This window comes from Shewanella sp. H8, from assembly GCF_040285065.1.
GTDB lineage: Bacteria > Pseudomonadota > Gammaproteobacteria > Enterobacterales > Shewanellaceae > Shewanella > Shewanella polaris.
Window position 1 is genome coordinate 4,099,397 of record NZ_CP157213.1, and the last position, 25,407, is coordinate 4,124,803.

Below are 25,407 nucleotides of genomic sequence, written 5' to 3' on the forward strand. Positions count from 1 at the left end.
ACAGGGCATTTATATCGCAACCTTTCACCAATAAATTCTGCATATTCTGGGCCAAATAAATGTTATCATTAGCACATATTGACTTGAGGTTTATGACTATGAAAATTGTTGGCGATTCAGAGCTATTTCAACAACCCTATGATAATGATGACAACTATGTCAGCAGAACAGGTGTAAAAAAAGAAAGTGAGGATGCTCAAGCACTTGGTATGCGTTTGATTGCCCTGAGCAAAACTCAATTAGACAAAATGGGTTTAGATGAGTTTCTATATGATGCGATTCTAAAAACAAAACTGATTAAACAAAAAACCGAAGCCTATCGCCGCCATATGCAATACATTGGTAAATTGATGCGCGGATTTGAGCATGAACCTATTGAAGCAGCACTCGATAAAGTGTTAAACAAAAACAATAATGAAGCCGCGCAAATACAGATTTTCGAAAAAATGCGTGAGCGTTTATTAACTAATGGTGATGATGAAATTCAAACATTACTGGATCTACATCCACAATTTGAACGTCAAAAATTGCGTCAGCTGATCCGCCAAGCTAATAAAGAACTGTCTAAAGGAACGGAATCAAAATCATCAAAAGAATTGTTCAAATATTTACGATCTGAAATTAAAGACTAATACGGCTTAAAGAGAATAAGGATGTTGCTAATGCGGCTTAAAATGGTAATTCGCACACTGTTGTTATCATTAGTTTCAATGGTGTTTTTTACAGGTTGTAACGGTGCCGCAGATGGTACCGATACCCCTGAATTAAATGGTAGTTTTAGCATTACGGTTAGCTACCAAGATGTCATTAATGGCCAATGTGATGCTAGTACTAGTTCACTCATTTTTGATATTAATAAGAGTTTTTGTGCTGTGGCTCAGCTTAAGCAAGGCAATATTAATGTCAGTGGAGCCCTCATTACCTTTAGCACCACCAATGCCAGCTTAAGCCAATCTTCTGTATTAACTTCATCTTCTGGCATTGCGACGACGATAGTTAGCTCCACTAGCACAGAAGCTGATACCTTAACAGCGAGCTACACATCAGATGATGATGACTCTGTTAGCGACAGTCGTAATTACCAATTTAAAGAATATAACACCACAGCCCCAGTTGAAGCACTTAACATAACCGCATCAATTAGCGATGCAACGGGCCCTATTACACGCTTTAATGTTGATCATACCGTTCAACTCAACGCTTTGATTACTGACAGTAATAATCAAGGTATTGCCAACCAAATTGTGACATTTAATGCAGGTAGCGCGACGTTAACCCCAGCAACAGCGCTAACAAAAACCTCTGGTATTGCCACCCTTAACTTTACGCCGTCAGATTCAGATCTGGGTGCAAGTTTACTCACGGTCACAACCGAATACGAAGACACAACCCTCACGAGCTCCAGTGCTTATGAAGTATTAGCAAGTGACGACATTGCTATTGATGGCATAGTGAAGATAGGAGCGTATGATGAAAATGACGAGTTTGTTGAGGGGGAATTAGCGACAACACTTGTTGCTGATAGCGATGGTAATTATACCATTAGCGCAGGTGGCACATTTGGAGTTACAGCTACTCTGATAACGGAGAGCTCCGATGGCGCAGTTACACGCTTGCAAAGTCCAACCAGTATTAGTTTTAGTTCAGACTGTACCAGCGGCGACGATGCGACCTTAGACTCACCAGTTACTAGCTTGTCTGGCTCAGCAAACTCCACATTTTCAGATATTAGTTGCAGCGGTAATAGTGAGCGCAGTGATACCATAATCGCAACAGCAACGGTTAACGACACTAGCTTAAGCGCAAGCATACCTTTTACGTTAGCGCGTCAAACCTTGTCTAATATCAGTTTTGTTTCTGCTGAACCAAGCCAAATTCGTATCAAAGGTTCTGGCGGTACTGATACCACCGAGTCTTCTTTAGTGACCTTCTTAGTGAGCAGTGCTAATGGCCAACCTGCAGCACAACAAACGGTTAATTTCAGCTTAGATACCAGTGTTGGTGGTTTACAATTTGCTAATGGTGAAGTATCGGACAGCAGTATTACAAACTCTGAAGGTTTAGTGAGTGTCAGAGTGCAAGCCGGTACGATCCCTACACCTGTACGTGTAATGGTATCAACCACTGATGTAGACACTAATAAAACAATTACCAGTCAATCAGAGCAGCTAACGGTCAATACCGGTTTACCGCAACAGTTAGGTTTTAGTCTTTCAAGATCAATCGGTAACCCAGAAGCTGGCGATAACAATGGTGAAGAAGTCACCATTACAGCTTATGCCTCTGACAGCTTTGCTAACCCAGCACCAGATGATACCACCATCAATTTTACCGCAGAAGGTGGCCAAATTGAGCCATCGTGTACCATAGTAAACGGAACATGTTCAGTCACTTGGACCTCTGCATCACCTCGGGTGAGCGATCACCGCATCACCATTTTAGCTTATGCCTTAGGACACGAAACCTTTTTTGATACCAATGGCAATAATGTATTTGATGATGACGATGGTGGCGTGGTTAATGGCTGCTTAAGCGGTACAACGTCTGTAGAGTGTAGTGGCAATGGTATGGATGTAGAAACCTACCATGACGGCGGCTTCGTTGATTTACCCGATGCCTTTAGAGATGATAATGAATCAGGCACACATCAATCAGGTGAACCTTACTTTAATATTCAAGCCAGTGACACATACCAAGCGGCTGATAGTAAATTTAACGGCCCACAGTGCCAAGGTAGCTTGTGTGACAGCGATGCCATGACCACTTATATCCGTAAAGCGTTGGTATTAACAATGTCAGGCTCTAACGCCAATTTTGTAGTGAGTCAAAATGGCACTGTCATTAATGATTACGACACTGATATTCAGCCTATCGCACTAGATGAAACTGCTCAGTTTGATGTAGTACTCACAGATAGCGCTAATCAAATATTACCTTTTGGTACAACCTTAACCGTTGCTAGCACCGAAGGTGATTTACAATTCTCTGGCTATACCGTGCCAAACAAGAGCGCTGCTGGTGGGACATCAACGTCCTTTACCTTGGAAAATGTTGGAACTGCTGGTATCAGCCAAGTCACACTGACAACCACTACGCCTAAAGGTGTGGTCACTGAATTGAAGTTTTATGTGACCTTATCATAAACAAAAAATTGTTCTTAAAGCCTGCTATTTAAGCAGGCTTTTTTTTATACTTGGCATTAACAAATATGTTGATACAATAAGACATGTTATACGGTATTAAATCGATACTTTGTTGAAATAAAGAGCTATTTCCCTAACTGACCTTATGTTCAGTTTACAAATTGTTCAACTAGTAAATAGTGCACAACATCCTTCGTTTCGATACCATCAATAGCATCTGTAAACAGGGCTAGTTTACTATTTCGAGGGACCGATTTATGACTCTCGACGCATACTAAGGAATAATAATGCGCAAAATTTCTCTACTTTCTATCTTATCAGCAGGCGTACTACTCACCGCTTGTGCAGCTAAACCACCCATCGTGGCTCAAAACAAAACGGTTGTCGTCAATGACCAAACTATCGTGCTTGGTGGATCCTATGATAAAGAAAAAAATAAACTGCAACTGACCGCCAATGGTGATCCGATCATGCAGGGTCGATTCCCGCCAATGACTCCTACTCAAAACCTTAATGCCAACTTTAAAGATATGAAGTTTAAAGGTGATTGTTACTTTGGTTCGGTACTCGGAGATCAAGGTGGAAGCTTTGGTATTGTTGCTAGCATTGTTCAATCGGCAAAATCGAGCACTGCAGACAAATGCGACATCTTTATCGATGGCACCAAGCAAGAAACACTGTACTTCTAGTTAGACACATTAATTAAGCGCTAGCCCTGCTTACTTCCTTGCTAAACTATAAGACAAATAACTTCGCACTGTTATAGTGCACCTCTTATTTAATAAGGCACTAAATTAATTCAATGCTCAAATAACAAATGAGTTAATAGACTGTTTTAACTATAGTTTACAGTATGGTCTAATCTTTGCTGTTACAAGTATTATAACCTTACCGCTCGTCAGCACTTAATCGAGTGTATTACTGGTGTCATCACTTTTATGTAAACGTTACTAGAGTGACTTGATGAATAGCCCTTGTTGAGAATTGAATGATCCCTTTACACACATCTATGCGCGGCCTACGTTGTTTTTGTGTTGCAGCAGAATGCTTGAGCTTTAAAGAAACCGCTAAAAAACTCTACCTCACTCCCTCAGCGGTAAGCCATCAAATTAAGCAGTTGGAAGGCTCATTAAACCAAGCCCTATTTATTCGCCAAACTCGTGCAGTAATATTAACCGAAGTCGGCATCCGCTTTTATCAAGAAGTTGAACCTATCATGCAGCAACTGGTGAATACGGTAAGTGAATTTAGCCAATCAGAACGCATGTTAGAAGTTAGTATTTCGATGCCAGAATTTTTTGCCAGTGAATTATTTATGCCCAAACTCATTGGTTGGTCATCCAAATACCCCAACATCAATCTTAAATTAGAAACCATCAAGTCACGTATCGACACCATCAAGCATACTGACGTCTCAATTATGCTCTCTGGTAAGCAACAGCCTAGTGCAGATGTGTATGACTTATTTCCAATCACCTATATTCCGGCGTGCAATGCATCAGTCCATGCAGAGTTATCATTGCAAGGCTTTAAAGCATTAACTCAAGTGCCATTAATATTGCATAAAGCTAGGCCACACGCATGGCATCAATGGGCTGAAAGTGTCGGATTTGATGGTTTTCAGCCGAAACAAATTATCCAATTAGACAGTATGTTTAGTGTCGCGCGCGCGGCAGAACAAGGACTTGGAGTGGCATTAATCCCGCTTCCCATTAGCCAGGCATGGTTTGATAACAACACCCTTCAGTCATTATTTCCCCATCCACTTTATAGCCATGACCGCTATTACCTCACCCGTCACACCAATGAACAGCAGCGACCAGAAGTGCAATTGCTAATAGATTGGATCCTTAAAAGCTTTCATGATGAAAGCCATTAATTATCGCCTCTTAACCCTGGGGCAGGCTAAATAGTTTGCCATTAAAAACACGTATTAATGTTTGGTAAAAAACCCAAACAATGATGATTGTAGAAACAACAATCATCACTTGTGCTAAATATGCATAAAAAACAAAACCAGTTTGAGCAAACATAACCAGTGTTGCTACTGCCATTGCCGTTAAAGGGAAAGTATAGGCCCAAGCAGAAATATAAAACTTTTTACCCAAGAAGCTTCTACACATACTGAAAATCAGGATGGTAAAAATGAGTGCGATATTAAAAAGCATGGTCCCAAAAAAATCCAACTGATTACCATTTATATTTAAATATGCAATCAAGCTCGCCGCTGGCGGTGCGATTAAAATGAACAGTGTTGGAATAAATTGCTCTGCAATAGGACCGTGAAAAATAATACGATTAATCAGTATAGGCAGCAAAATAATCCAAAAAAATATCCCTACACTAAAGAAAAACATCAATACGGGAATAGGTACAATGCCGACACCGCCAAAGGGAGCAATCAAATTACCCACTATAGGGATCATCCACGCGGGTGTTGCATGTTGTAATTGCATATCGTTATTCATCCAAAAAGAAAAGCAATAACAAGTCACAAAAAGCTCTAATATCGCTCCTATCCACCAGATAACTGACGCCCCAGGGAGGTCTAAGTTACCCAAAATAGTGGCAATCAACAGAAATGAAACTGCAATAGCGCCAAAAAATACTGATTTAACTTGATGTCGTAACTCTTCCAACACAGCATCTCTATGCACAATACATTTAATTAAAAAAGTAATAGATACCAACGCAAAAACAAGTATCGTTACACCTGCTAAAATTTCTCCAATAATCTGAGGATAATGTAATACGGTCGTGGCACGTAAATACATCAGCGTTAATCCAGAAAGCCCCATTACTGAAGAAAATAACATCACTGCAAAATTTCTTAACTTAGAAGGTTTTTGTTGAACGACCTCTTGAGACTTCATCAAGCCCAACCCCTTTTATTAATCGTTATTTTACGATTATTAAGCGCCTGAGCATTATTTTTGTCAAGTCTAATAGTAAGTTGTAAGCCATACTTTTATAATGTTCAATGTACTTTAACGATGATGTCATCTAATTACGGAGGAAAACGAAATGCTGTCTAAACAAAATTTATCCAATGATATGTTTAGTACCACAGAGGATGAGCGGGCAAGAGAACAACAATTCGCCCTCATTGCTAAAGCATTATCGCATCCAGCTAGATTACGTATTTTAAAAATTCTAATAAAATTAGATGACAGGGAGGGAGGTTGTTTAAATGGCGCACTGGTTCCCCATATCGGATTGGCTCAGTCAACCGTTTCAGAACATCTTCGCGTGTTAAAAAAATCAGGCCTTATTCGTGCCGAATCGACACCACCTAAAGTGTGTTATTTCATTAATAAAGAAAAATTAAAAGCATTTAGTATTCTGTTAACTGAAGATTATTTATAACCCACAAATAAACTCCCCCCCGCCCGAACTCCCTATTAATGCCGATTCATTACTTCTACCTGATATAAAATCAGAACAATACCAAGAGAATCGTCTTTTCTTTTCAAGAATGAGAACTCCAAACATAATATACATTTCCTAACAGGATAAAATTATTCAGTTTATCCGATACTAAAAACTAAAAATTTGCATCCTTTTTATGTTTTTTACGCCTTAACTTACGATAAGAAACGTCATCAGGAATAATAATGCAAAACTTACAAAATTATTTGAAGTCGGATTGAAACTTGATCGTAACAAATTTCTTGTCAGTCACTTGGTATTTCATGCCAAAGTCGACGCGAGTCAAAAGCAAAGTGCAGAACAAGCTAAATATTAGGAGCTTAACATGCGTGATGAAATCAAAATTACATGCGTTACTATTTGTTTTTAACTTAATTAACACTCAATAATTGTTAATTTTTTAAATTCGCTTCATTTCAGTTTTCACTGACTCGTTATATAAGATGCTCGCCATATACGAATGTGACTAACTTATCGGCAACAAAATTAATAAAGAACAATAGACTTATGAAAATCATATCAATAAAAACAATTGTCTCCTTGCTCATTGTCATTGCTTTGATTATTGCGGGTGTAACCATTATCAGTCATAAGAAAACAGCGATGCAATCCATTCCTCCTGCTAAAACTTATGGCTTGGTGGTGCTGGTAAACACAGCCAGCATTTCAACCGTGGTGCTAACCTTGCCTTATTTAGCCGAGGTACAAAGTGATAGCAATGTTGATTTAGCTTCAAAGGTCACGTCACGTGTAAAAATGATCGTAACCAGTGGCACCAATGTTAAACGAGGTGATCTACTGGCAGAACTTGATGCGGGAGATCTATTGGCGCAAAAGAAAAGTCTTGAATTTAAAATAGCAGAAATGGGCAATCAGATTAAAGCTAAACAAGCCGATCTTAAAAGTTTACAAATTAGCTATAAACGCAATACGAAACTGCTCGATATTCAAGCGGTTTCACAAGACAAAATTGATACTGATAATGCCAATATCGAGAGCATGGAATCAACAATCGCAGGCATGAAAAACAACGTGGCCGCATTAAAACAAAATATTCGTGAAATCGATGACAACCTCAGTTATACCAGCATAAAATCACCAATAGATGGCGTGGTAAGTAAAACCTTTATCGCCGAGGGAGGCATTGCCACTGGTGGCAAATCACTATTAAGTTTATCCGGTGGCAACACAAAAAGATTACTGGTGCGCGTTTCCGATAAAGTCATTCCTAGCGCCGTTATTTACCAACAACAAAACTGCCCAGTACATTCACTTAACAGCACTTATAACGGCTTAAACGAATACAGTTGCCAGTTGCAAACAACCGTATCGGCCGGTAACCGAGTTGAAGTAAAACTGATTGTGTATCGCGGTAAAAATATTCTATTACCCACAAATGCCGTATTGCAAAAAAATGGTAAACAATATGTTCTTCTTGTCGAAGGCGATACAGCGGTGGCTCACCAGGTAACCATTATCGCAGAAGGCAGTGAAGGATTATTGGTAGACGGCATAAAAGCGGGCGATGAATATGTCGTTGCTAAACCCGACATTCTACTTAAGCTGCTCACGGGCATCTCTATTATCCGAGCTAATTCGTAAAGGGTTATAAAATGTTTAATTATTTTTATCACCGTTCTTACCTGACTTTTGCACTGATTATCGCTTTGTTTATTATCGGCGTAATGGGATTAATTTCCATGCCGAAAAACCTATTCCCAGATTCAGATCGTCCTACCATTATCGTCATCACACAAATCTCAGGCGCCACAGCAAAGGTTGCGGCATCAACGGTCTCCAAACCCATCGAAGAGGAGATATCTCGGCTTGCAATGATCCGCGAAGTTAGCTCGGTTAATGTGGCAAACTTTTCTATTGTTAAAGGTGAGTTTGAATATGAAAAAGGATTAGATGCTGCTGCGGTTGATGTTAACAATGCACTATCGATAGCAAGCAGTAAATTACCCGCTGGCGCAAACCCAGCAATTTATACTTCTGGTGCTTTTACTCGGCCTGTCGAAGTGATTACATTATCTTCAAAAAACAGTAATTTGACCTTACCCGATTTACGTAAAATAGCCGACAGCTTTATAAAGCCTTATCTTCTAAGTAAACCTGATATTGGTAATGTAGAAGTTTTTGGTGGCTATCAAAGTGCGATTAATATCGAACTTGACCCACTTAAAGCTAAAAAATATGGTTTAGATTTTAACAAAGTCGCCAATGTTATTACTGCCACAAACAAAGATATGCCGCTAGGGTTTCTTAAAGGTAAAAATGGCTTTTTCACTCTGACCTATTACGGCGATCATGCCGATATTGATAGTGTAAAAAACATATTTGTTGCGCCTAATGTTCATTTAAAAGATATTGCCAAAGTCAAATGGGGTTACCAAAAACGCTTTAGTGGTTATATGGGTAACGGCAAAGAAGGTATCGCCATGGCAGTGCAACGAACTCCCGGTGGCAGTGTACTCGATGTTAGCAAGGCGACACGGACCGAACTTGAAAAACTAAAAGTACAATACCCCAATATCGAATTTCAAATTAGTGATACTCAACGCGACCTCATCGAAACCGCAAACGATAATATGCTGGAAGCATTACGTGATGCCGTTATTTATACCCTGATTGTAATGATGTTTTTTCTCGGTAACTTCCGTGCAATTATTGCTGCAGGCTTATCGATCCCACTGGTCTTTTTTGGCACCATAGCAATTATTTACTTATTCGGTGGAGAGCTGAATATTGTGGTCTATACCGCCATCATCTTAGCACTCGGCATGTTGGTGGATGATGCAGTTGTGGTTCTTGAAAATATCGAACGGCATATAAGCGAGGTCAAAGAGGATTTAAACACCGCGATTGAAGAAGGTACCAAAGAAGTTCTGTCTCCGATATTTTCCGGCACCGTCGCGACCATCGTAATCATGTTTCCGCTGATGTTTGTCGGTGATTTCCCGCAGCATATCTTTAGACCCTTAATATCAACACTGATCATCGCACTGCTCGTTTCGTATTTTCTATCAATAACCTTTATTCCAAAATTATCGTTATACCTCTATAAAAATGGTACTCAAAAAAATCGTATCGAAAAATTTTTTGAACGACTTTACCAAGCCTCTTTCGGGCGCTTAGTCGCCCCTTATATCAGTATTCTGCATTTTACCAATGGCCGTTACGCAGTGTGGCGCAAACTATTGTTAACCGTCGGTGTACTGGCCTTACTGATTATTAGTGTGTCAAACATTATGCCCATTATCGGCAAAGACACTATGCCGCCGATGGACACTGGGATTATCAAAGCCCACATTGTCTTCAGCGCCAATGACCGCGTAGAAGACTCAGAAGCCAAAATGAAACCCTTTTTAACTTGGTTACATCAGCAACCAGAAGTCACCATGAGTTCAGTCGCCTTCGGTTCTGAAACAGGGGTATTATCATTAGGCAGTGGTAATTTACCAAGTGAAGCCATCATCACCATTAACTGCGTCAATCGGTTCCAACGCAAAAAATCCCTATGGACTATCGAAGATGAAATCCGCGATCAATTACACACCTTATCAGGCATTAAAACCGTCGAAGTTTATGATTTTGGTGCAACGCCTATGAGTTCGATTAAAGCGCCACTGGACGTTCGTATCACATCCAGTGATTTTGAAAACTTACCCGAAATGGCCGAGAAAGTTGCACAAGCACTGGCGCCTATAAAAGGATTAACCAGTATTACCCAAAGCTGGGCAAGTGATTTTAATGAGTTAAAAGTCGATATAGATACCAATAAAGCACTGAGTTATGGGCTAACACCTGCAGCCATTGCCGAACAAATACCCATCAACGGTCGGATATTATCAATGAGCGGCAGCTTATCATCAATGTCAACTCAGTACGTTCGCTTGTACCTTAAAGGAAGTTTTAGTGAGGATATCCAAAGTCTAAAATCGATGTTGATCCAAACACCCGCTGGTGATGAATTACCGCTAACAGCATTAGCGACAATCAGTAATAATCTGACCCAGGCAAAAATAGAACGTGACCAGATGTTATACAGCATCGATGTTAATGGATTCCGCACAACCCGTCCGGTAACTCATATTACTAGTGATGCCATCGAAGCACTAAAAACTGTGAATACAGCTGGTTACAACGTTACCCAGCAAGGCGACATTATATCCTTAAATGACAGTTTTACCCGTATGATCAAAGCTATCGCAACAGGTATCGTTATTTTAACCATCACACTTATCGTCATTTATCGCTCAGTTGGGCTCGGCCTAATCATGATAGTGGTCTTGCCACTATCCCTCATCGGCGCCTCATGGGGCATGTTATTGTTTGACAAACCCAGCTGTATGCCAAGCTTAATCGGTATCTTACTGCTGTTTGGGATCATCATTAAAAACGCAGTATTACTGGTCGATTTCTATCAAGACTTTAGGAAAAAAGAATCGCCATTTGAAAGTGCCGTTGAAAGTGTCCGTGTCCGATTCCGTCCGGTAATGATGACCGCTTTTGGCACCATAGCCGGTATGATCCCTATTGCACTAGAACAAGCCGTTGGCCTAGAACGTTTATCACCACTGGCAGATGTCGCCATCGGCGGGCTTATAGTAGGTACCTTACTCACCCTAGTGTATGTACCAATGTTTGCATACGGATTCGATAGGGATAAATAACCACCTCATATTTCATAAGTGAATTTTTTTAACCCATTAATGCGTTTTATATCGTTTGTCGGTTGTCGCCCTTTTCACTAAAGTTCACCTGTAGCGCGGCGCTACCTCAATCACTTAAGGATCGACATCATGAAAAAGAGCATCGTTAATGGCCTAATTTGTGCCACATTAGTACTGACAGCATCGACAAATGTAATGGCTGACGAACAAACTTCGAAAACCACTAGTAATGCCTACAAAATGGTATTAATTGAAGATGTGCCTGGCGTTGATGCATTACAATTTGGTGATGTTAAAGAAGGACTATCAGCAACACTATCGGCCAGTAAATTTGCTGTGGATGAGTATTCTCGCAATGTGAACTTATGCGCAGGATATATAAAATTAGCAGATATGGAAAAAGCAGAAAAAGCCTGTAGTGCTGCAGTGAAGAGCGCTCGTACTCAACCAGCAATCCCATCGATGACAGTTCGTGCTTATGCTTATAACAATCGTGGTGTGATGAAGTTAATGAGTCATGACAGCTTAGGGGCTTTAGCAGACTTTAAACATGCCGCAGAAGTCGATAACAACGGTATATATCAACATAATGTTGAACGTTTAGAAGCCGCTTTAAATAGCGATCAAAACGGAATGATGTAATTGGAATTAGACAAAAAAACCACTATGGTTAACGCTAATCAACCAAAAAAATCCCCCAGAGCACTCGAGTCAGTGCGAACAATAGACAGGTAAATGAATACCACACCTGTCTATTGTTATTTATAAAGTAACTTTACTCATACTTATTTCGTTATGATATAGCCCATTAGACACTCTTACTGAAATATTATGATTCAATCTTAAAGTCTTTTTGTTTATCTGAAATGGCCATAATTGCCATGGTGGCAAATACTGCAAATAATCCCCATAATTGTAACCATTTAGGCATTATAGCCAGCCACCCTGAACCTAATTGACCAAGTTCAATCATGCCCATAATCGCTGGAACAGCAGGGATAGCCTGTGAGGCTAATACTAAAGGTTGCGGTATTAATTCAACCGGCCAAACAAATCCAGATACGAATAAAATCGGCATCGATACCAGTAAATACAATTGCGTTGGTAATTCTCGACGGTAAAAATAACTACTGAGATAAATACCTAACGCGGCTGTTGCAAGTAAAAAAGGCAACATAAATAGACCCACTTCAAGCACCGGCGCAATCACGGTAACCTTATACCAATAGAAGCAATAGCCTAAGTAGTAGCTACTAAATAGCGCGTAAATCATCATAAAAACACTGAGCCTTGCCAGTACCAGAGTCACTGGGCGCACTTGCTGCCAATATCCAGGTTTACGCCATTGGCTGGCTCCCAAAATACCTGTACCAATGAGTAAGGTTTGATGCAGAATCAATAAAAACAAACCCGGTACCACATAGGGGGTGTAACCTAAACTGGGGTTAAAAGCCGGAACAGAGTTAAGGCTAACCGAGTTAATAGCTTGCTGGGCAAGCTGAGGATTTTGCCCTCGGGCCAATAAACCAATGAATTGCACTTGTTTGCTGGCATCAATCCCCGCATTAACTAATCCCTCCACCACTGCGGCATAAATTAAAAAGTAACTCGCATCACCGCCGTAGCTTAATGTCGCACCTTTGCCTAACATTAAGTCGCGCCTAAAATTAGGCGGAATAACCAATAAACCGTGCGCCTTACCCTCTTCAATCCACGTTTGAGCTTCATCAATACTACTTACATTAGCAAGTATTTTTATCTTTGCACTGGCATCGGCATGGCGGATCAATAGTCGGCTGAGTGAAGAATTATCTTGGTCAACCACCACAACGGGTTGCTCTGTTGGCACTTCGTATAAATACGGTGATGGATAAAGTATTGAGTAAAATAATACCCCGCCAAATAATGTCGTCATAATCGCTTTATCGGTCAATATGGCTTTGCATTCTGCGATAATTAATTGCCAGAAGTTCATCTATTCACCTCCGGATTAATAACACCATCGACTTGTGCCTGGTCAGGGATTTTTTGCGCATTACGGCCCAACATATAAAGCACAGGCAGTAACAGTAAAAAACCCCAATAAGATCCCATTTGAATCAATACTTGTCGCAAACCTGCGCCGTAGCTAATTACACTAATATGCGAATCAATATAATGACTAGAAGGGATTAATAATCGCCACCATTTAGCAGTAATGAACATATCGTTTACCGGAAAAGTCACCCCCATAAAGGCAAATGCAGGGGCAAATAATCCGGTACAAAAACTCACGATACGCGCACGATCGCGCACCAACATAAAAATAACCAACACTAACAACCACAATACAATAAGCATAACGGCTTGCGCTAAGACCAGCAGTAATAAAGATCCAGCAGCGGGTAAGGCTAAATATTGGTATAACCACAATAAAATAAAGCCACCATGGATAAGCATAATAGGGCTATAAATTACCATTTTCACCCACACTTTAGGCCAAATATCTTGCGCAACATAGTGACGTTCACCCTGTGGGATAAGCTCACGATTAACACTATTAACAAAAACCAGCATCGCGATTAATTGCCATAAGGCGATTAATATTGGCGGAACCAGAAAGCTGACATAATTAACGTTTTGATTAAATAAAGCCGTGGTTTGATTACTAATAGGCGATAAACTCACATCAACAGTGGCTTTATTGGCACCTTTAAGCAATAGATTAACTTCACCGAAATGAGTCAATCCTTGTGCAAGACTTCGCTGTAGCTGGCTAGACAGTAATTTCCCTACTAATAAATACTGGCTGTTATAGCGAATATCAATTATCGGGCGTTTGGAGGTTAATAAGTCTTTTTTGAGTTGATATGGAAAAATAACCAACGCATACACTTGTGATTGACGCATGGCATTGATGGCCTCCACTTCATTGGCATATGAATGCAATGCAACCGATGGGTTAGCTGACAATTCCCGTGCTAGCATCCGACTGATTTGGCTATTGTCTAAATCAACCACTGCTACGGGTAACTGCCTTGGTATTCCGGCGCTGAATAACCACCATAAGCCTAACATGCCAATAATTGGAATATAGCTTATCAAAGCTAATTGCCATGGAGAATGCCACAACGCGTTAAATTCGCGCCTGAATAAATGCCTCATCAGCAAGCCTTATTAACGTTCTGCATGCTGATCGGCTTTAAATAATACCGACATTCCTACGCGTAAATCGGCAATTTTTTGCTTTGGTGTGAGTTCCACCTCAAAGGTACGCATGTCAAAGTCGTGACCACTCTCGGTTGAACGCCAGGTGGCAAAATCGCCCATCACGCTGATGTGAGTCACAGTAAATTCGACTTGCTGTTGTAATGCTGGGATTGTCAGCATTACCGATTGATCTTGCTTAAATTGCAGTAGCTGATCTTCTCGGACTTGTAACACAGCCCACGAGTCACTCATATCAATAATACTCACCACAGGAAAACCACTGGGCGCCAGTTCACCGCCATGCAATAACACTTCACTCACTTCTGCTTTTTTAGGTGATCGCATTTGGCTGTCGGCCAAGATAGCATTGACCTCATTGACCACACCTTCGGCCATACGAGTCTTACCGGCTGCGGCCGCTTTGGTTTCAACACGCGCACCTTCTTGGGTCATTTGATACTTAGCATAAGCTGCTTGTTCGGTATATTTGGCGGCTTGCCATTGAGTATAGGCTTCATCACGTTTTTGTCGTGCTACAACGCCTTCATTAAACAGGTTGTCGATACGTAGATAGGTTTTGTCGCTCAGTTCTGTCGCAGCCTTGGCTTTTAACCACTGATCTTTAACAGCCATGATTTGTTGTTGTCTTTCACCGTTATTGGCTTGTTGTTGCATGGCGGTTGCAGCATCGAGATTTCCTTGAGCTTGCATTAGTTTGGCATTCAGTTCTGGACTGTTTATAGCAAACAAAATATCACCGACATCAACCTGATCGCCTTTACGTACCAAGACTTGTTCAATCCGCCCAGATACTTTTGACGATATATTATATTCACGCGCTTCTATTTGCCCTTGCAACACCACAGGCTTAGGTGCAAAAGCCAGCTTAACGCCATAGCCGATTAATAATAGAAGTAGTACGAATACGATGATCGCAATGATCTTATTAGCCCGCATAAGCAGCCCCTTGAATTTGTGTTCGGTTAATGAATTCATCGACTTGGCCACTCACGGCCATCACTTTGGCATAGGCTTGTATATAACGGTATTTAGCACCTAATTGCTGAGTTTTAACCGCGGTGAGGCTTAACTCGGCATCAACCCTGTCGATTGAAGTTGATAAACCTTGATTAAAAGACAACTCTCGCAAACGTAAATTTTCGGTTGCTAACGCCAATGAAACATCTAGCGCATCGGCTTCTTCTTTGGCTTGCAACATTTGCCGATAACTTTGATCAATCAGTAAACTTAAATCTTGTTTGGTTTGTGCTTTGGTATAACGCGCTTGTAATAAAGCACTTTTGGCCGCTTGCACTTTACCACTGCGACCATCACGACTAATCAACGGTATGCTCATGCCGACGCCAACCATCCAATCTGGCTCAACTTGAGCAAATAAACTGTCATCTTCGTACAAGGTATAATTACCGTATAAATACACTGTAGGGTAATAGCTACCCTTTTCTAAATCCACCAAACCATTGGCTTGTGCTTCTTTGGCTTCGAGTAGTTTTAACGCTGGATGCTGCGTTAGCGTCAGTTGACTAAGGCGTGGTAATGATGGCTGTTGCTCAAGTAGAAAAAGAGCTGAAATAGGATCAACACTGGGGATATGCAGCATTCGTGCTAAGGCAATTTCGGCCATTTCATATTGGCGCTTACTTTTACCCCAATTAACTTTGGCATTTTCTAATGCTACTTGGGCATTTAAGCGTTCAACCTTGGCGATTTGTCCCTGTTGTTCTAATTTTTTTGCATGAGTCACATGTACAGTTAATGAATCCACCAGCTGCTTTTGGGTATCAACTAAGGTTTTTGTTACCGATACCGCATAATAACGATCAACTAACTGGAGAAATAACTCACGCCGAGCCAGTGCTAACTCTTGTTCGGTCTCGGAAACCTGTGCCGCATGTATCCCTTGAGCAGCCGTAATTTTACCGCCGGTATAAATTGGCCACATAGCTTGCAGGCTGGCACGAAACACATCTTGTTCGGTAAAAGGGGTGACAAAAAGTGAACCCGGAATTTCCGCTAATGCACTAGTAAGAGCGGCTGGTAATGTACTGGTGTCGAGGTTAGCTAATGGATTTAAATCACGTAAATCAAGTTCAATAGGCTTTTCGAGGCGAGTATAACTACCAGCAATATTGATAGAGGGGTAATTTAACGCATCTCCAGCATCTTCTTCCGCTTGTGCACGATTAACAAGCTGGGATTTAGCTTGAAGCTGATCGCTCACTTGCTCTAATTGCTGCCAAGCATGACTGAATGTAATAGGCTCAGCTAAGACACTCAAATTTAATAAAGAAATACTCAAACACAGGCCAAGACGATAGCGCCTCCAACTATGTGTATTGATATTACGTTGTGGAACCATAAAAACCTCAAGAGTTAACACCCTAATTTCTTGGTGGATAATAACCCAAAATGGTTATTATCACAGCGACATATCTTATAAAAATAACCCTTTCAGTTAATTAATGTCCTCTATCGCCATCTACAACACATTGAATATTCAATGTTAGGCCATCACCTCATAGCAAACGGCTCACTAAGCATAAATACTCAGCAAGCCGTTATATACCAATCCGCATTAATAAGTGACCACTCAGAATGCGTCCAGCGGTTTTTGATTAAGGCGTCGCTATGTAGTAATGGTTGTTCCCTTTCAAATAGCGAGAACGCAGAGCAAAAGCTGCTGGGGCATTCCTTTCAGGCGAGTTTTAAAAAGGCTTACACTGTGTTGCATGACTTCGAAAGAGAACCACTATTCATTCAGTCATGCGTCTTATTTAAGCCCTTTTAAACTCTCGCTGAGTCATCACTTATTAACGCGGAATGGTATTATTACCATTGCGGGTTAATGTTAAGCCGTACCGCCTACGGTCAGTCGGTCAATTTTCAATGTAGGTTGGCCGACGCCGACAGGTACACTTTGGCCATCTTTACCACATACACCGACGCCTTTATCTAAGGCTAAATCATTACCGACCATTGAAATTAATCCCATCGCTTCAGGACCATTGCCAATTAATGTCGCGCCTTTAATGGCATGTGTGACTTCACCATCTTCAATTAAATAGGCTTCAGAAGCTGAGAATACAAACTTACCCGAAGTAATGTCGACTTGTCCACCACCAAAGTTCGGTGCATAAATGCCCTTTTTAACCGACTTAATAATATCGGCAGGGTTTGACTCTCCTGCATTCATATAGGTATTGGTCATTCGAGGCATAGGTAAATGCGCATAAGACTCACGACGACCGTTACCCGTTGGAGCTTGTCCCATTAAGCGAGCATTTAACTTGTCTTGCATGTAACCTTTTAGAATACCGTTTTCAATTAAGGTCGTTTTTTGGCTTGGTACACCTTCGTCATCAATACTTAATGAGCCACGGCGGTTTTCCATGGTGCCATCATCTACCACTGTCACTAATGTCGACGCCACTTGTTGACCTATTTTACCGCTAAAAGCACTGCTGCCTTTACGGTTAAAGTCACCTTCTAAACCATGGCCAACGGCTTCATGCAATAATACGCCAGGCCAACCATTACCTAATACTACTGGCATTTCACCTGCTGGAGCATCAATAGCATTAACATTAACCTGTGCTTGACGCACCGCTTCACGGGCAAATTCAAAGCTTAGTGGTAAGCCTGCTTCATCGGTAGCTAAAAAGACACTGTAATCATGACGACCACCGCCACCGGCACTGCCACGTTCACGCTTACCGTTATCTTCTAAAATAACACTACAGTTAAAACGTACTAATGGACGGATATCGGCGGCCAATGTGCCATCACTCGCGACGATTAATATCTCTTCATGCACCCCTGATAGGCTAACAACCACCTGAATAATGCGACTGTCTAGGCTACGAATATAAGCATCGGCTTGTTTCAGAAGATCAATTTTTTTAACTTCATCCATAGCAGCAATCGGATCAGCACTGTCATACAGTTTATGTGCAGTTTGACGTTTAAAAGCTTGTACCTTTTGTTGCTCACCTACACTGGCAATACCACGGGCCGCTTTTGCTGCTGCATCAAGGGCTACAGGGCTAATTTCGTCAGAATAAGCAAAACCGGTTTTTTCACCACTAATGGCTCGTACGCCTACCCCACGTTCAATGTGGAAACTACCTTCTTTAACAATGCCATCTTCTAATACCCAAGACTCATGGCGGCTACCTTGGAAATACAGGTCTGAAAAATCGATATTGTGCTGATGAATAGTATTTAAGTAACCTTGCAGTCCATCTAAGGTTAATCCATCTTGTAATAAACTCTGCTCTACTTGGGTTAAAAATGGCATTAAAACTCTCTTTTTTTAATTGGTAACGCTTACTGTGAACTCAGTGTTAGTCAGGGCTCATTCAGTGTTATTTCAACTGTGGCGCTATAAATCGATTATGGCCGATCACCGGCATTTGTTGACGAATACGGCGTAGTTCCGTTAAATCAACTTTAGCTTGTACCCAGCCACATTCAGTGGCTCGCTCAGCAATCACTCGACCCCATGGATCAACTATCATACTGTGCCCCCATGTTTCTCTACTACCTTGATTATGTTGCCCCCATTGGCCAGCACCTAACAAGTAACATTGGGTTTCTATTGCTCGAGCTTGTAATAACACTTGCCAATGCGCTTCACCAGTCACCTTGGTAAATGCTGAAGGTAGGGCAATATAATCTGCTCCCGCTAAACGCAAAGCCCGAAACATATCGCCAAAACGGATGTCATAGCAAATGGCTAAACCAACCTTACCAAACGGAGTATCAATCACACTAATGTGATCTCCTGGATGAAAGGTATCACTTTCGCGGTAGGTTTTAGTGCCATCGCTCACTTCGACATCGAATAAATGCAGTTTATCGTAATGCCCTAGGGTGATGCCATGATCATCAAAAAAATAACAACGACTGAAGACTCTACCATCATCGGCACGCATGGGAATAGTGCCGGCAATAAAATACACTTGGTATTGTTTTGCCATTGCCGCTAACGCATTTTTAAGATCGCTTTGATGCTGGCTGCCAGCGAATTCAAGTTGTTGACTCTCATGGCCACCAAACAATAAACAACACTCAGGTAACACCACTAATTGTGGTTCATTAGCATCTCGAGGTAAGTCTTTAAGCTGCGAGTCGACAAATGCGAGATTGGCTTTGACATCGCGACTGCTTTGGCATTGCAATAAGCTGATTTGCATTTCTCACTCCTTGTAGCATAACGACATTAGTTGATGGCTCAACAGTTGATCGTTTAATTAAACGTTCTCGTGTATCTGTGGATTGTATTTGTGCGGTTTGAAAAAGATTATTGATGCTAGGAATAATTATGCTTGATGGTGTTGTACCAATGTATTTTGTAGTATTAAGCGCAGCACTGTCTTGAGCGTCGGTTGCGAGATCCTTGCTCTCAATATCAGTTTCATTACTACTATCATCTGTTTTTACTTTAGCATCTGTATCAGCTTTAGTATCTAGTTTTACTTTAGCATCAGAATCGGTTCCTACATCAGTTTCAGCGTCCTGAGGTAAAATGGCCTTAGGGATTTCGATTTCTTTACTCTTACGTTCAAGCTCTTCTAGTTGTGGATTTTCCATAGTACCTGTGAGTCGAAAACGAATTTCTGAGATAACTTCAATAACAGGCTCTAATACTTTAGTCAGTGCAAATGCCCCTAAACCCAAAGTCCACGCACTGGTACTGAGTAACACTACGGTTGGAACACTGGACGCAAGTTGTGGCACAAAACGAATGTCGTAATTTAAGCTTTGGGTAGTTAAGTCGGTGTAACCTCTAACACGCATATCGCCAGCAATAGCATCCATTTCGGTATCGGTGGTTTTAACCACCCCATTATCAATTGTAAGATTGCCATTAAAGGTATTGAAATACAGACCTTTGCCGAATACATCTGAAAAATCTAACGATAATTTACGTAATAATGAATCTAAACTAAATAACGAAAATACCCGCGCACCTTTATCACTTATCTCCGATAAATGGCCTTTACCTAAGTCAAACTTTAACTGACCGTTTAGAGTCTCAAGCGCGAAATGATAAGGCGCGCCTAGCCAAGATAGTTGGCCAGTAAGATCAAGCGGAGCATCTTTCAATCCTGGGTTTATATCTAATATCGTCGATAAATCATCAAACTTGTCTGCATGTAAATTGACATCAAATAAGGTTTTATCACTCCCACGGTCAACAGACCATAATCCATTAGCTTGTAATGTTACAGTTGGTTTGGTGAGTGAAATCGTTTGAAATTTATAACCTTGATCATTGGGCAAGCCTTGCAGTACTAAGTGCCCGAATGATAAATTATTTACACTAAAATCATCAACATCTACCGCTAATGTCGGCAGGTGTTGTTGCATCGATGTCGAGCTCAATTCAACACTTTCAATGCTACTCAGTGATGGGAATAAATGCAGTTTTTTGGCAACAACTTTAATCCCTTGATCGCGCCAGTTTGGATAAAAATCGATACGACCATCAAACTGTTGTGACTCAGCTTCAACCCGCCATAAATGTTCTGTAGGTTGAGCATCAAAGTGCAATTTATCAAATGACTGACCCAATACATTTAATTGGGCAATGTCGGCATGAATACCCAATAATTTGGGGAATTCCGATGCCACGACTGTCGATTCCGTCGAAGCGATAGTATTTGCAGGTATAACGGCATCTGGCAACTCGTGTGCGGATAAAATACGATCGCGTACTGACGATGTGACAACTTGAGGTTCCGTAGCCGTACTAAATCGATTAATGAGTGGTAGCCATTGCGCTAACTCTATTTTTGGTAGATCCAGATGCAAGTGGCCCTGTTGTTTATTTAATGTATCGCCAAGCCTAAAATGACGACCAATCATAATGTCATAAAAAGCAAGTTGGCTGCCATTTTCGGCATTAAACCCGCCCCAAAATTCAACATTATTACCTAACTTGATGCTTAGAGATGATTGTTTGTTATCACCAATGAGATCAGCTCGAAGTATTTGAGGCTCGACAGCAGATTTTTTATAGGGCGAAGGCAAATCAAGCGAGGTTCCAACCAAATCAGATTTTACCGAAACTTGTAAACTGTAACCGCTGGGGTCAAATATCATAGTTAATTCGCCGTCCCAGTTAAGGTCACCGTTATAAGTACCTGTCATTGGATTCGTTAATTCGCTCGGCAAGCTAGCAAGATCCCAGCGTCCAGCCATGTCGACATTTAAGGCTAAATTACCTTTTTTATCAGCCGTCGCCACACTAAACGTTAATGGCTGACTAAACAGCTGTGCTTTAATATTTTTAGCACTAATGAATTGATTATCAAACGTTACTTGGCCTGTTACTTGGTGTAATTGCAACCCGGGCTGAGCAATAAAAATGGGATTGTTGGCTAAATTGACTTGGCCTTTAATTGACTGCTCACCCCCATGATATAACGGAATAGCAAGATCCAAGGTGGTATTAATCTGTTGCTGAATTTGCACTACATCTAACGTTGCACCTACGGAGTGTTGCAACGAAGAGGCATTAATCACCTTGGTGGCGGCTTGTGCATCGGTAGTAATATCCGCGACAACTTTTAATAAAGACTCTTTACCTAAATGCGCTATCGACACTCGCGCCCCGTTAACGGCTACTTTGTCGAGTTTCCCCTGCTCAATAACCAAATCCATCATGTCATTTTCGAACAGGGCTGAAAGGGTTAAATCACTCACTGCTGGCCAACTCGGTTGAAACTTAAAGATGCCATTATCAAGGGTAAAGCCCGCTTGGAATATTCCACTATGATCTTGATAAGGATATCCGCTTAATTCACCCTGCCACACAATCTGTGCATTATTGATTTCCCCAGCGACTAAACCATCATTAAGATAATCGACTAAATTGGGACTCATGGCCATTAAAGGAAAATAACGTCCCACATGGGCAACATCATTAATCGTTAAATTCGCCGCTAATCCCATAGACGCCTGTTCAGACAGTACTAAATTCAAGCCCGCTTGCAGTGTAATATCATCATTAACCAATTCAATATTAGGGACGGTTAGTCGATGCTGATCGACATCATATCGACCCATAATAGCACTGCCATGAAGTGTTAATGGTTGACTAAAATCATCACTGAAGTCGAGTTTATACTCCTGCTCTGGCAAGCTAAATTCAAGTTGATTATTCACCCACGTTAAGTTGGCATCAATAGGGCTTATTCCTGGTATCGACTGATAAGGTTGCCACTGCAGTTGCTGAATATCGACTTGGGCAATCATCGATTTATCGGCTGGTTTATACAACCTAATAGGACCAATCTCCCCTTGAGGATTGAGATGTTGCCAATTGTTCACTTGTTGCTTACCCAACCCAGGCACTAACGGCAACATAGGCTTGAGGTATGACGGAATGATTTGATCAACGTAACCAAAAAAGTCACCCGCATGAGTGCCAACCGCTATCTTCAACAATGGCCAGGTTTTATCGTTAGTTGATAAATCTAAATCGTGACTCTCAATTTTCCAACCACTAGGTTGTGGGGTCCATCGCAACGAACCTGAGTTAATGGCAAACTTTTGCTGGGTGTCACTATCACTCCACTGTAACCAGCTAGGTTTAAAAACTAAGATACCATCACGTATTTCGCGTTGTTTGAATGTCATCCATGCATCGAGATTTATCACGCCTTGGAATTCAATATTATCCGTATCTTGCTGGGCAGTATGTTGTCTGGAAGCCCATTCGCCCAAATCCAATGAATCAGCAGTAACGTAAAGCTGGCCTTCAACTGTGTCAGGTTGATAGCCATTACCTTTAAGATCAATACGTAAGGTCAATTGCTCTTGCTGCGACTCAAGCTGATCAACATGGATCATGCCTTGTGCTTGGTGATGATTTTCAGTGTTTAACCACAATAGGTTATCGATAAAAATCGGTCGATAATTATGTTGTGAACTAATCAGTTGTAGTGAAGCATCTTTGATTAAAAAATGCCCTAGTTGTTCTAATAAGAGGCCATATAACCAATCGAGATTTGCTTTGTTATCCGTTTCAGCATGTTCATCTGTGGTGGGTAATTGATCAAGATTTAACGCGACTTTAACCCCATCAAATACCACAGTTTCAATCTGTGGACGTAAGGATATAAGCGACTGCCAAAAGTCGAGTTTAATGTGTACATTTTCGCTAATAACAGTAATAGGTAGGTCATCTTGCGGCGGTAAAACCAAATTTTTAACGGTTAGTGCTGGGCCAAATGCTTGCCATTCGGCATTGAGTTCATCCATTTGTACATTTAGGTGATATTCGCTTTCGAGGTAGTTAACTAATTCGGTACGTATTTCAGGAATATGAGGCAATAACCCGCGAATAAGGCTAACAACCAATGCAAATAACACTAGCGTGATAGCCAAAATTTGCCAAGATAATCTATTAATAGTTGCTGCCCGGTTTATAGACACTACATCATCACCACATCATATTTACTTTGAATGTATAACGGTTCATTTTGCAAACGTATACGCTTACCTATATAGACTTCTAACTCTGCCAACAAATGCGATTCATCACCGCTAAAGCTCATATACACAGCTGGCGAGCAATACAGTAAAAATTCATCGGCTTTATAAGCACGATTTAACCGAATAATCTCTCGAAATATTTCATATGACACGGTTTCAATAGTTTTCATGGTGCCTGTGCCTTTACAAGACGGACACTCACCACACACCACGTGCTCTAAACTTTCGCGGGTACGTTTACGAGTCATTTCGACTAAACCTAGACCGGAAAAACCACTAACACTGGTTTTAACGCGGTCTAACGCTAATGCGGCATTTAAGCTTTCGAGCACTCGCTTTTGGTGTTCATTATTGAGCATATCGATAAAGTCGATAATAATAATTCCGCCCAAATTACGCAACCGCAGTTGTCTCGCAATCGCTTGCGTGGCTTCAAGATTAGTATTGAAAATGGTTTCTTCTAAATTACGATGGCCAACAAACGCTCCGGTATTAATGTCAACTGTGGTCATGGCTTCGGTTTGATCAATAATCAAATAACCGCCAGATTTAAGTTCCACTTTGCGGCCTAAAGCCCGCTGAATTTCGTTTTCGACATCATACAATTCAAAGATAGGTGCGGGGCCTGCATAATGCTCAATTTTATCCGCAATTTCAGGCATGAACTCTTGAGCAAACTGTTGTAATTCTGCATAGGTACGACGTGAATCTACTTGAATATGATCAAGTTCTTCCCCCACAAAATCACGAATAATCCGCACCGGCAATGCCAAGTCTTGATACAGTAAAATAACGCCTTTACGCTTACGACGTTCGCTAACCTTGGACCACACTCGCCGTAAAAAAGCCGCATCTTGGGCGAGTTCGCCTTCACCCACATTTTCAGCCGCAGTGCGTATAATAAAACCGCCGTCATCATCAACATAAGGCAAGGTAATATTTTTAAGACGTTGACGTTCTTCTTCGAGCTCAATGCGTTGTGATACGCCCACATGGCTAGAACCAGGCATAAAGACTAAATATCGTGAAGGTAAGGTAATGTCGGTTGTTAGACGGGCGCCTTTAGTACCGAGTGGATCTTTAACCACTTGCACCATAATGTCTTGGCCTTGCCGCACCAGTTCCGCAATATCACGCACCACAAAGTTGCCTTTCTCGACATCGGCAACACATTCGGTATGAGGAACAATATCGGAAGCATGTAAGAAAGCGGCTTTATCTAAGCCAATATCAACAAAAGCAGCCTGCATACCAGGAAGTACACGGCTGATTTTACCTTTATAGATATTGCCGACTAAACCTCGTTTCATACGACGTTCAATATGCACCTCTTGCAACACACCATGCTCGACTAATGCAACACGCGCTTCTGTTGGCGTGACATTGATAAGTAATTCGGTGCCTTTTTTACGTTGTGCTTTTATATTCATAAGCCACCAGTATTC

Annotated in this window: 17 protein-coding genes; 8 read left to right on the top strand and 9 right to left on the bottom strand. The window is 41.2% G+C overall.

The features are described from left to right. Positions 1–98 precede the first annotated feature (98 nt). From yjgA to ABIS04_RS17880, 4 genes are all read left to right on the top strand, one after another. A complete protein-coding gene (gene yjgA, locus ABIS04_RS17865) occupies positions 99–632 on the top strand; it encodes a ribosome biogenesis factor YjgA (protein ID WP_140235291.1) in 534 nt (177 codons plus the stop codon). Positions 633–662: 30 nt separating this feature from the next. Next, positions 663–3,143, top strand: coding sequence for an Ig-like domain-containing protein (locus tag ABIS04_RS17870; RefSeq protein WP_140235292.1), 2,481 nt, complete (start codon positions 663–665; stop codon positions 3,141–3,143). Between the two features lie 287 nt (positions 3,144–3,430). Then, a complete protein-coding gene (locus tag ABIS04_RS17875; RefSeq protein WP_137224819.1) occupies positions 3,431–3,832 on the top strand; it encodes a hypothetical protein in 402 nt (133 codons plus the stop codon). 299 nt (positions 3,833–4,131) lie between these two features. After that, entirely contained in the window at positions 4,132–5,022 is an 891-nt protein-coding gene (locus ABIS04_RS17880; protein WP_206194435.1) for a LysR substrate-binding domain-containing protein, read from the top strand. A 10-nt stretch (positions 5,023–5,032) separates the two neighbouring features. Here the strand turns inward: ABIS04_RS17880 and ABIS04_RS17885 are convergent, their stop codons facing one another. After that, complete coding sequence (locus tag ABIS04_RS17885) at positions 5,033–6,016, bottom strand: SLAC1 anion channel family protein (protein ID WP_137224817.1); 984 nt, start codon at positions 6,014–6,016, stop codon at positions 5,033–5,035. Positions 6,017–6,167: 151 nt separating this feature from the next. On the opposite strand from ABIS04_RS17885, the gene ABIS04_RS17890 reads away from it, so the two are divergent. The 4 genes from ABIS04_RS17890 (at position 6,168) to ABIS04_RS17905 (ending at position 11,890) form a co-directional block, all read left to right on the top strand. Further along, complete coding sequence (locus tag ABIS04_RS17890) at positions 6,168–6,509, top strand: helix-turn-helix transcriptional regulator (protein WP_137224815.1); 342 nt, start codon at positions 6,168–6,170, stop codon at positions 6,507–6,509. A 570-nt stretch (positions 6,510–7,079) separates the two neighbouring features. Continuing rightward, complete coding sequence (locus tag ABIS04_RS17895) at positions 7,080–8,174, top strand: biotin/lipoyl-binding protein (RefSeq protein ID WP_350431950.1); 1,095 nt, start codon at positions 7,080–7,082, stop codon at positions 8,172–8,174. 11 nt (positions 8,175–8,185) lie between these two features. After that, complete coding sequence (locus ABIS04_RS17900; RefSeq protein WP_350431951.1) at positions 8,186–11,248, top strand: efflux RND transporter permease subunit; 3,063 nt, start codon at positions 8,186–8,188, stop codon at positions 11,246–11,248. Between the two features lie 129 nt (positions 11,249–11,377). Beyond that, positions 11,378–11,890, top strand: a complete 513-nt coding sequence (locus tag ABIS04_RS17905; protein WP_350431952.1) for a hypothetical protein — start codon at positions 11,378–11,380, stop codon at positions 11,888–11,890. 187 nt (positions 11,891–12,077) lie between these two features. Here the strand turns inward: ABIS04_RS17905 and ABIS04_RS17910 are convergent, their stop codons facing one another. The 8 genes from ABIS04_RS17910 to rng form a co-directional block, all read right to left on the bottom strand. Next, positions 12,078–13,223 (bottom strand): ABC transporter permease, encoded by a 1,146-nt coding sequence (locus ABIS04_RS17910; RefSeq protein ID WP_350431953.1) that lies wholly within the window; start codon positions 13,221–13,223, stop codon positions 12,078–12,080. Beyond that, a complete protein-coding gene (locus ABIS04_RS17915; RefSeq protein ID WP_350431954.1) occupies positions 13,220–14,392 on the bottom strand; it encodes an ABC transporter permease in 1,173 nt (390 codons plus the stop codon). Before ABIS04_RS17915 ends, ABIS04_RS17910 begins: the two co-directional genes overlap by 4 nt. A gap of 12 nt (positions 14,393–14,404) precedes the next feature. Then, on the bottom strand, positions 14,405–15,394 hold the full coding sequence (locus ABIS04_RS17920; protein WP_350431956.1) for a biotin/lipoyl-binding protein: 990 nt from the start codon (positions 15,392–15,394) through the stop codon (positions 14,405–14,407). Beyond that, positions 15,384–16,817 (bottom strand): TolC family protein, encoded by a 1,434-nt coding sequence (locus ABIS04_RS17925; RefSeq protein WP_350431957.1) that lies wholly within the window; start codon positions 16,815–16,817, stop codon positions 15,384–15,386. The genes ABIS04_RS17920 and ABIS04_RS17925 overlap by 11 nt, the downstream gene beginning before the upstream one ends. A 489-nt stretch (positions 16,818–17,306) precedes the next feature. Continuing rightward, positions 17,307–18,755 (bottom strand): metalloprotease TldD, encoded by a 1,449-nt coding sequence (gene tldD, locus ABIS04_RS17930; protein ID WP_350431958.1) that lies wholly within the window; start codon positions 18,753–18,755, stop codon positions 17,307–17,309. 67 nt (positions 18,756–18,822) lie between these two features. Next, entirely contained in the window at positions 18,823–19,653 is an 831-nt protein-coding gene (locus ABIS04_RS17935) for a carbon-nitrogen hydrolase family protein (protein WP_350431959.1), read from the bottom strand. Then, on the bottom strand, positions 19,577–23,902 hold the full coding sequence (locus ABIS04_RS17940; protein ID WP_350431960.1) for a YhdP family protein: 4,326 nt from the start codon (positions 23,900–23,902) through the stop codon (positions 19,577–19,579). Before ABIS04_RS17940 ends, ABIS04_RS17935 begins: the two co-directional genes overlap by 77 nt. Continuing rightward, positions 23,902–25,392 (bottom strand): ribonuclease G, encoded by a 1,491-nt coding sequence (gene rng, locus ABIS04_RS17945; protein WP_137224793.1) that lies wholly within the window; start codon positions 25,390–25,392, stop codon positions 23,902–23,904. Before rng ends, ABIS04_RS17940 begins: the two co-directional genes overlap by 1 nt. Positions 25,393–25,407 lie beyond the last annotated feature (15 nt).

Excerpts from the sequence above, each read along its gene's own strand:
- ABIS04_RS17935 (WP_350431959.1), bottom strand. The coding sequence starts at position 19,653 with ATGCAAATCAGCTTATTGCAATGCCAAAGCAGTCGCGATGTCAAAGCC.
- ABIS04_RS17885 (WP_137224817.1), bottom strand. The coding sequence starts at position 6,016 with ATGAAGTCTCAAGAGGTCGTTCAACAAAAACCTTCTAAGTTAAGAAAT.
- ABIS04_RS17900 (WP_350431951.1), top strand. The coding sequence starts at position 8,186 with ATGTTTAATTATTTTTATCACCGTTCTTACCTGACTTTTGCACTGATT.
- ABIS04_RS17895 (WP_350431950.1), top strand. The coding sequence starts at position 7,080 with ATGAAAATCATATCAATAAAAACAATTGTCTCCTTGCTCATTGTCATT.
- ABIS04_RS17910 (WP_350431953.1), bottom strand. The coding sequence starts at position 13,223 with ATGAACTTCTGGCAATTAATTATCGCAGAATGCAAAGCCATATTGACC.
- ABIS04_RS17925 (WP_350431957.1), bottom strand. The coding sequence starts at position 16,817 with ATGGTTCCACAACGTAATATCAATACACATAGTTGGAGGCGCTATCGT.
- ABIS04_RS17890 (WP_137224815.1), top strand. The coding sequence starts at position 6,168 with ATGCTGTCTAAACAAAATTTATCCAATGATATGTTTAGTACCACAGAG.
- ABIS04_RS17870 (WP_140235292.1), top strand. The coding sequence starts at position 663 with ATGCGGCTTAAAATGGTAATTCGCACACTGTTGTTATCATTAGTTTCA.
- ABIS04_RS17875 (WP_137224819.1), top strand. The coding sequence starts at position 3,431 with ATGCGCAAAATTTCTCTACTTTCTATCTTATCAGCAGGCGTACTACTC.
- ABIS04_RS17905 (WP_350431952.1), top strand. The coding sequence starts at position 11,378 with ATGAAAAAGAGCATCGTTAATGGCCTAATTTGTGCCACATTAGTACTG.
- tldD (WP_350431958.1), bottom strand. The coding sequence starts at position 18,755 with ATGCCATTTTTAACCCAAGTAGAGCAGAGTTTATTACAAGATGGATTA.
- ABIS04_RS17920 (WP_350431956.1), bottom strand. The coding sequence starts at position 15,394 with ATGCGGGCTAATAAGATCATTGCGATCATCGTATTCGTACTACTTCTA.
- rng (WP_137224793.1), bottom strand. The coding sequence starts at position 25,392 with ATGAATATAAAAGCACAACGTAAAAAAGGCACCGAATTACTTATCAAT.
- yjgA (WP_140235291.1), top strand. The coding sequence starts at position 99 with ATGAAAATTGTTGGCGATTCAGAGCTATTTCAACAACCCTATGATAAT.
- ABIS04_RS17880 (WP_206194435.1), top strand. The coding sequence starts at position 4,132 with ATGATCCCTTTACACACATCTATGCGCGGCCTACGTTGTTTTTGTGTT.
- ABIS04_RS17915 (WP_350431954.1), bottom strand. The coding sequence starts at position 14,392 with ATGAGGCATTTATTCAGGCGCGAATTTAACGCGTTGTGGCATTCTCCA.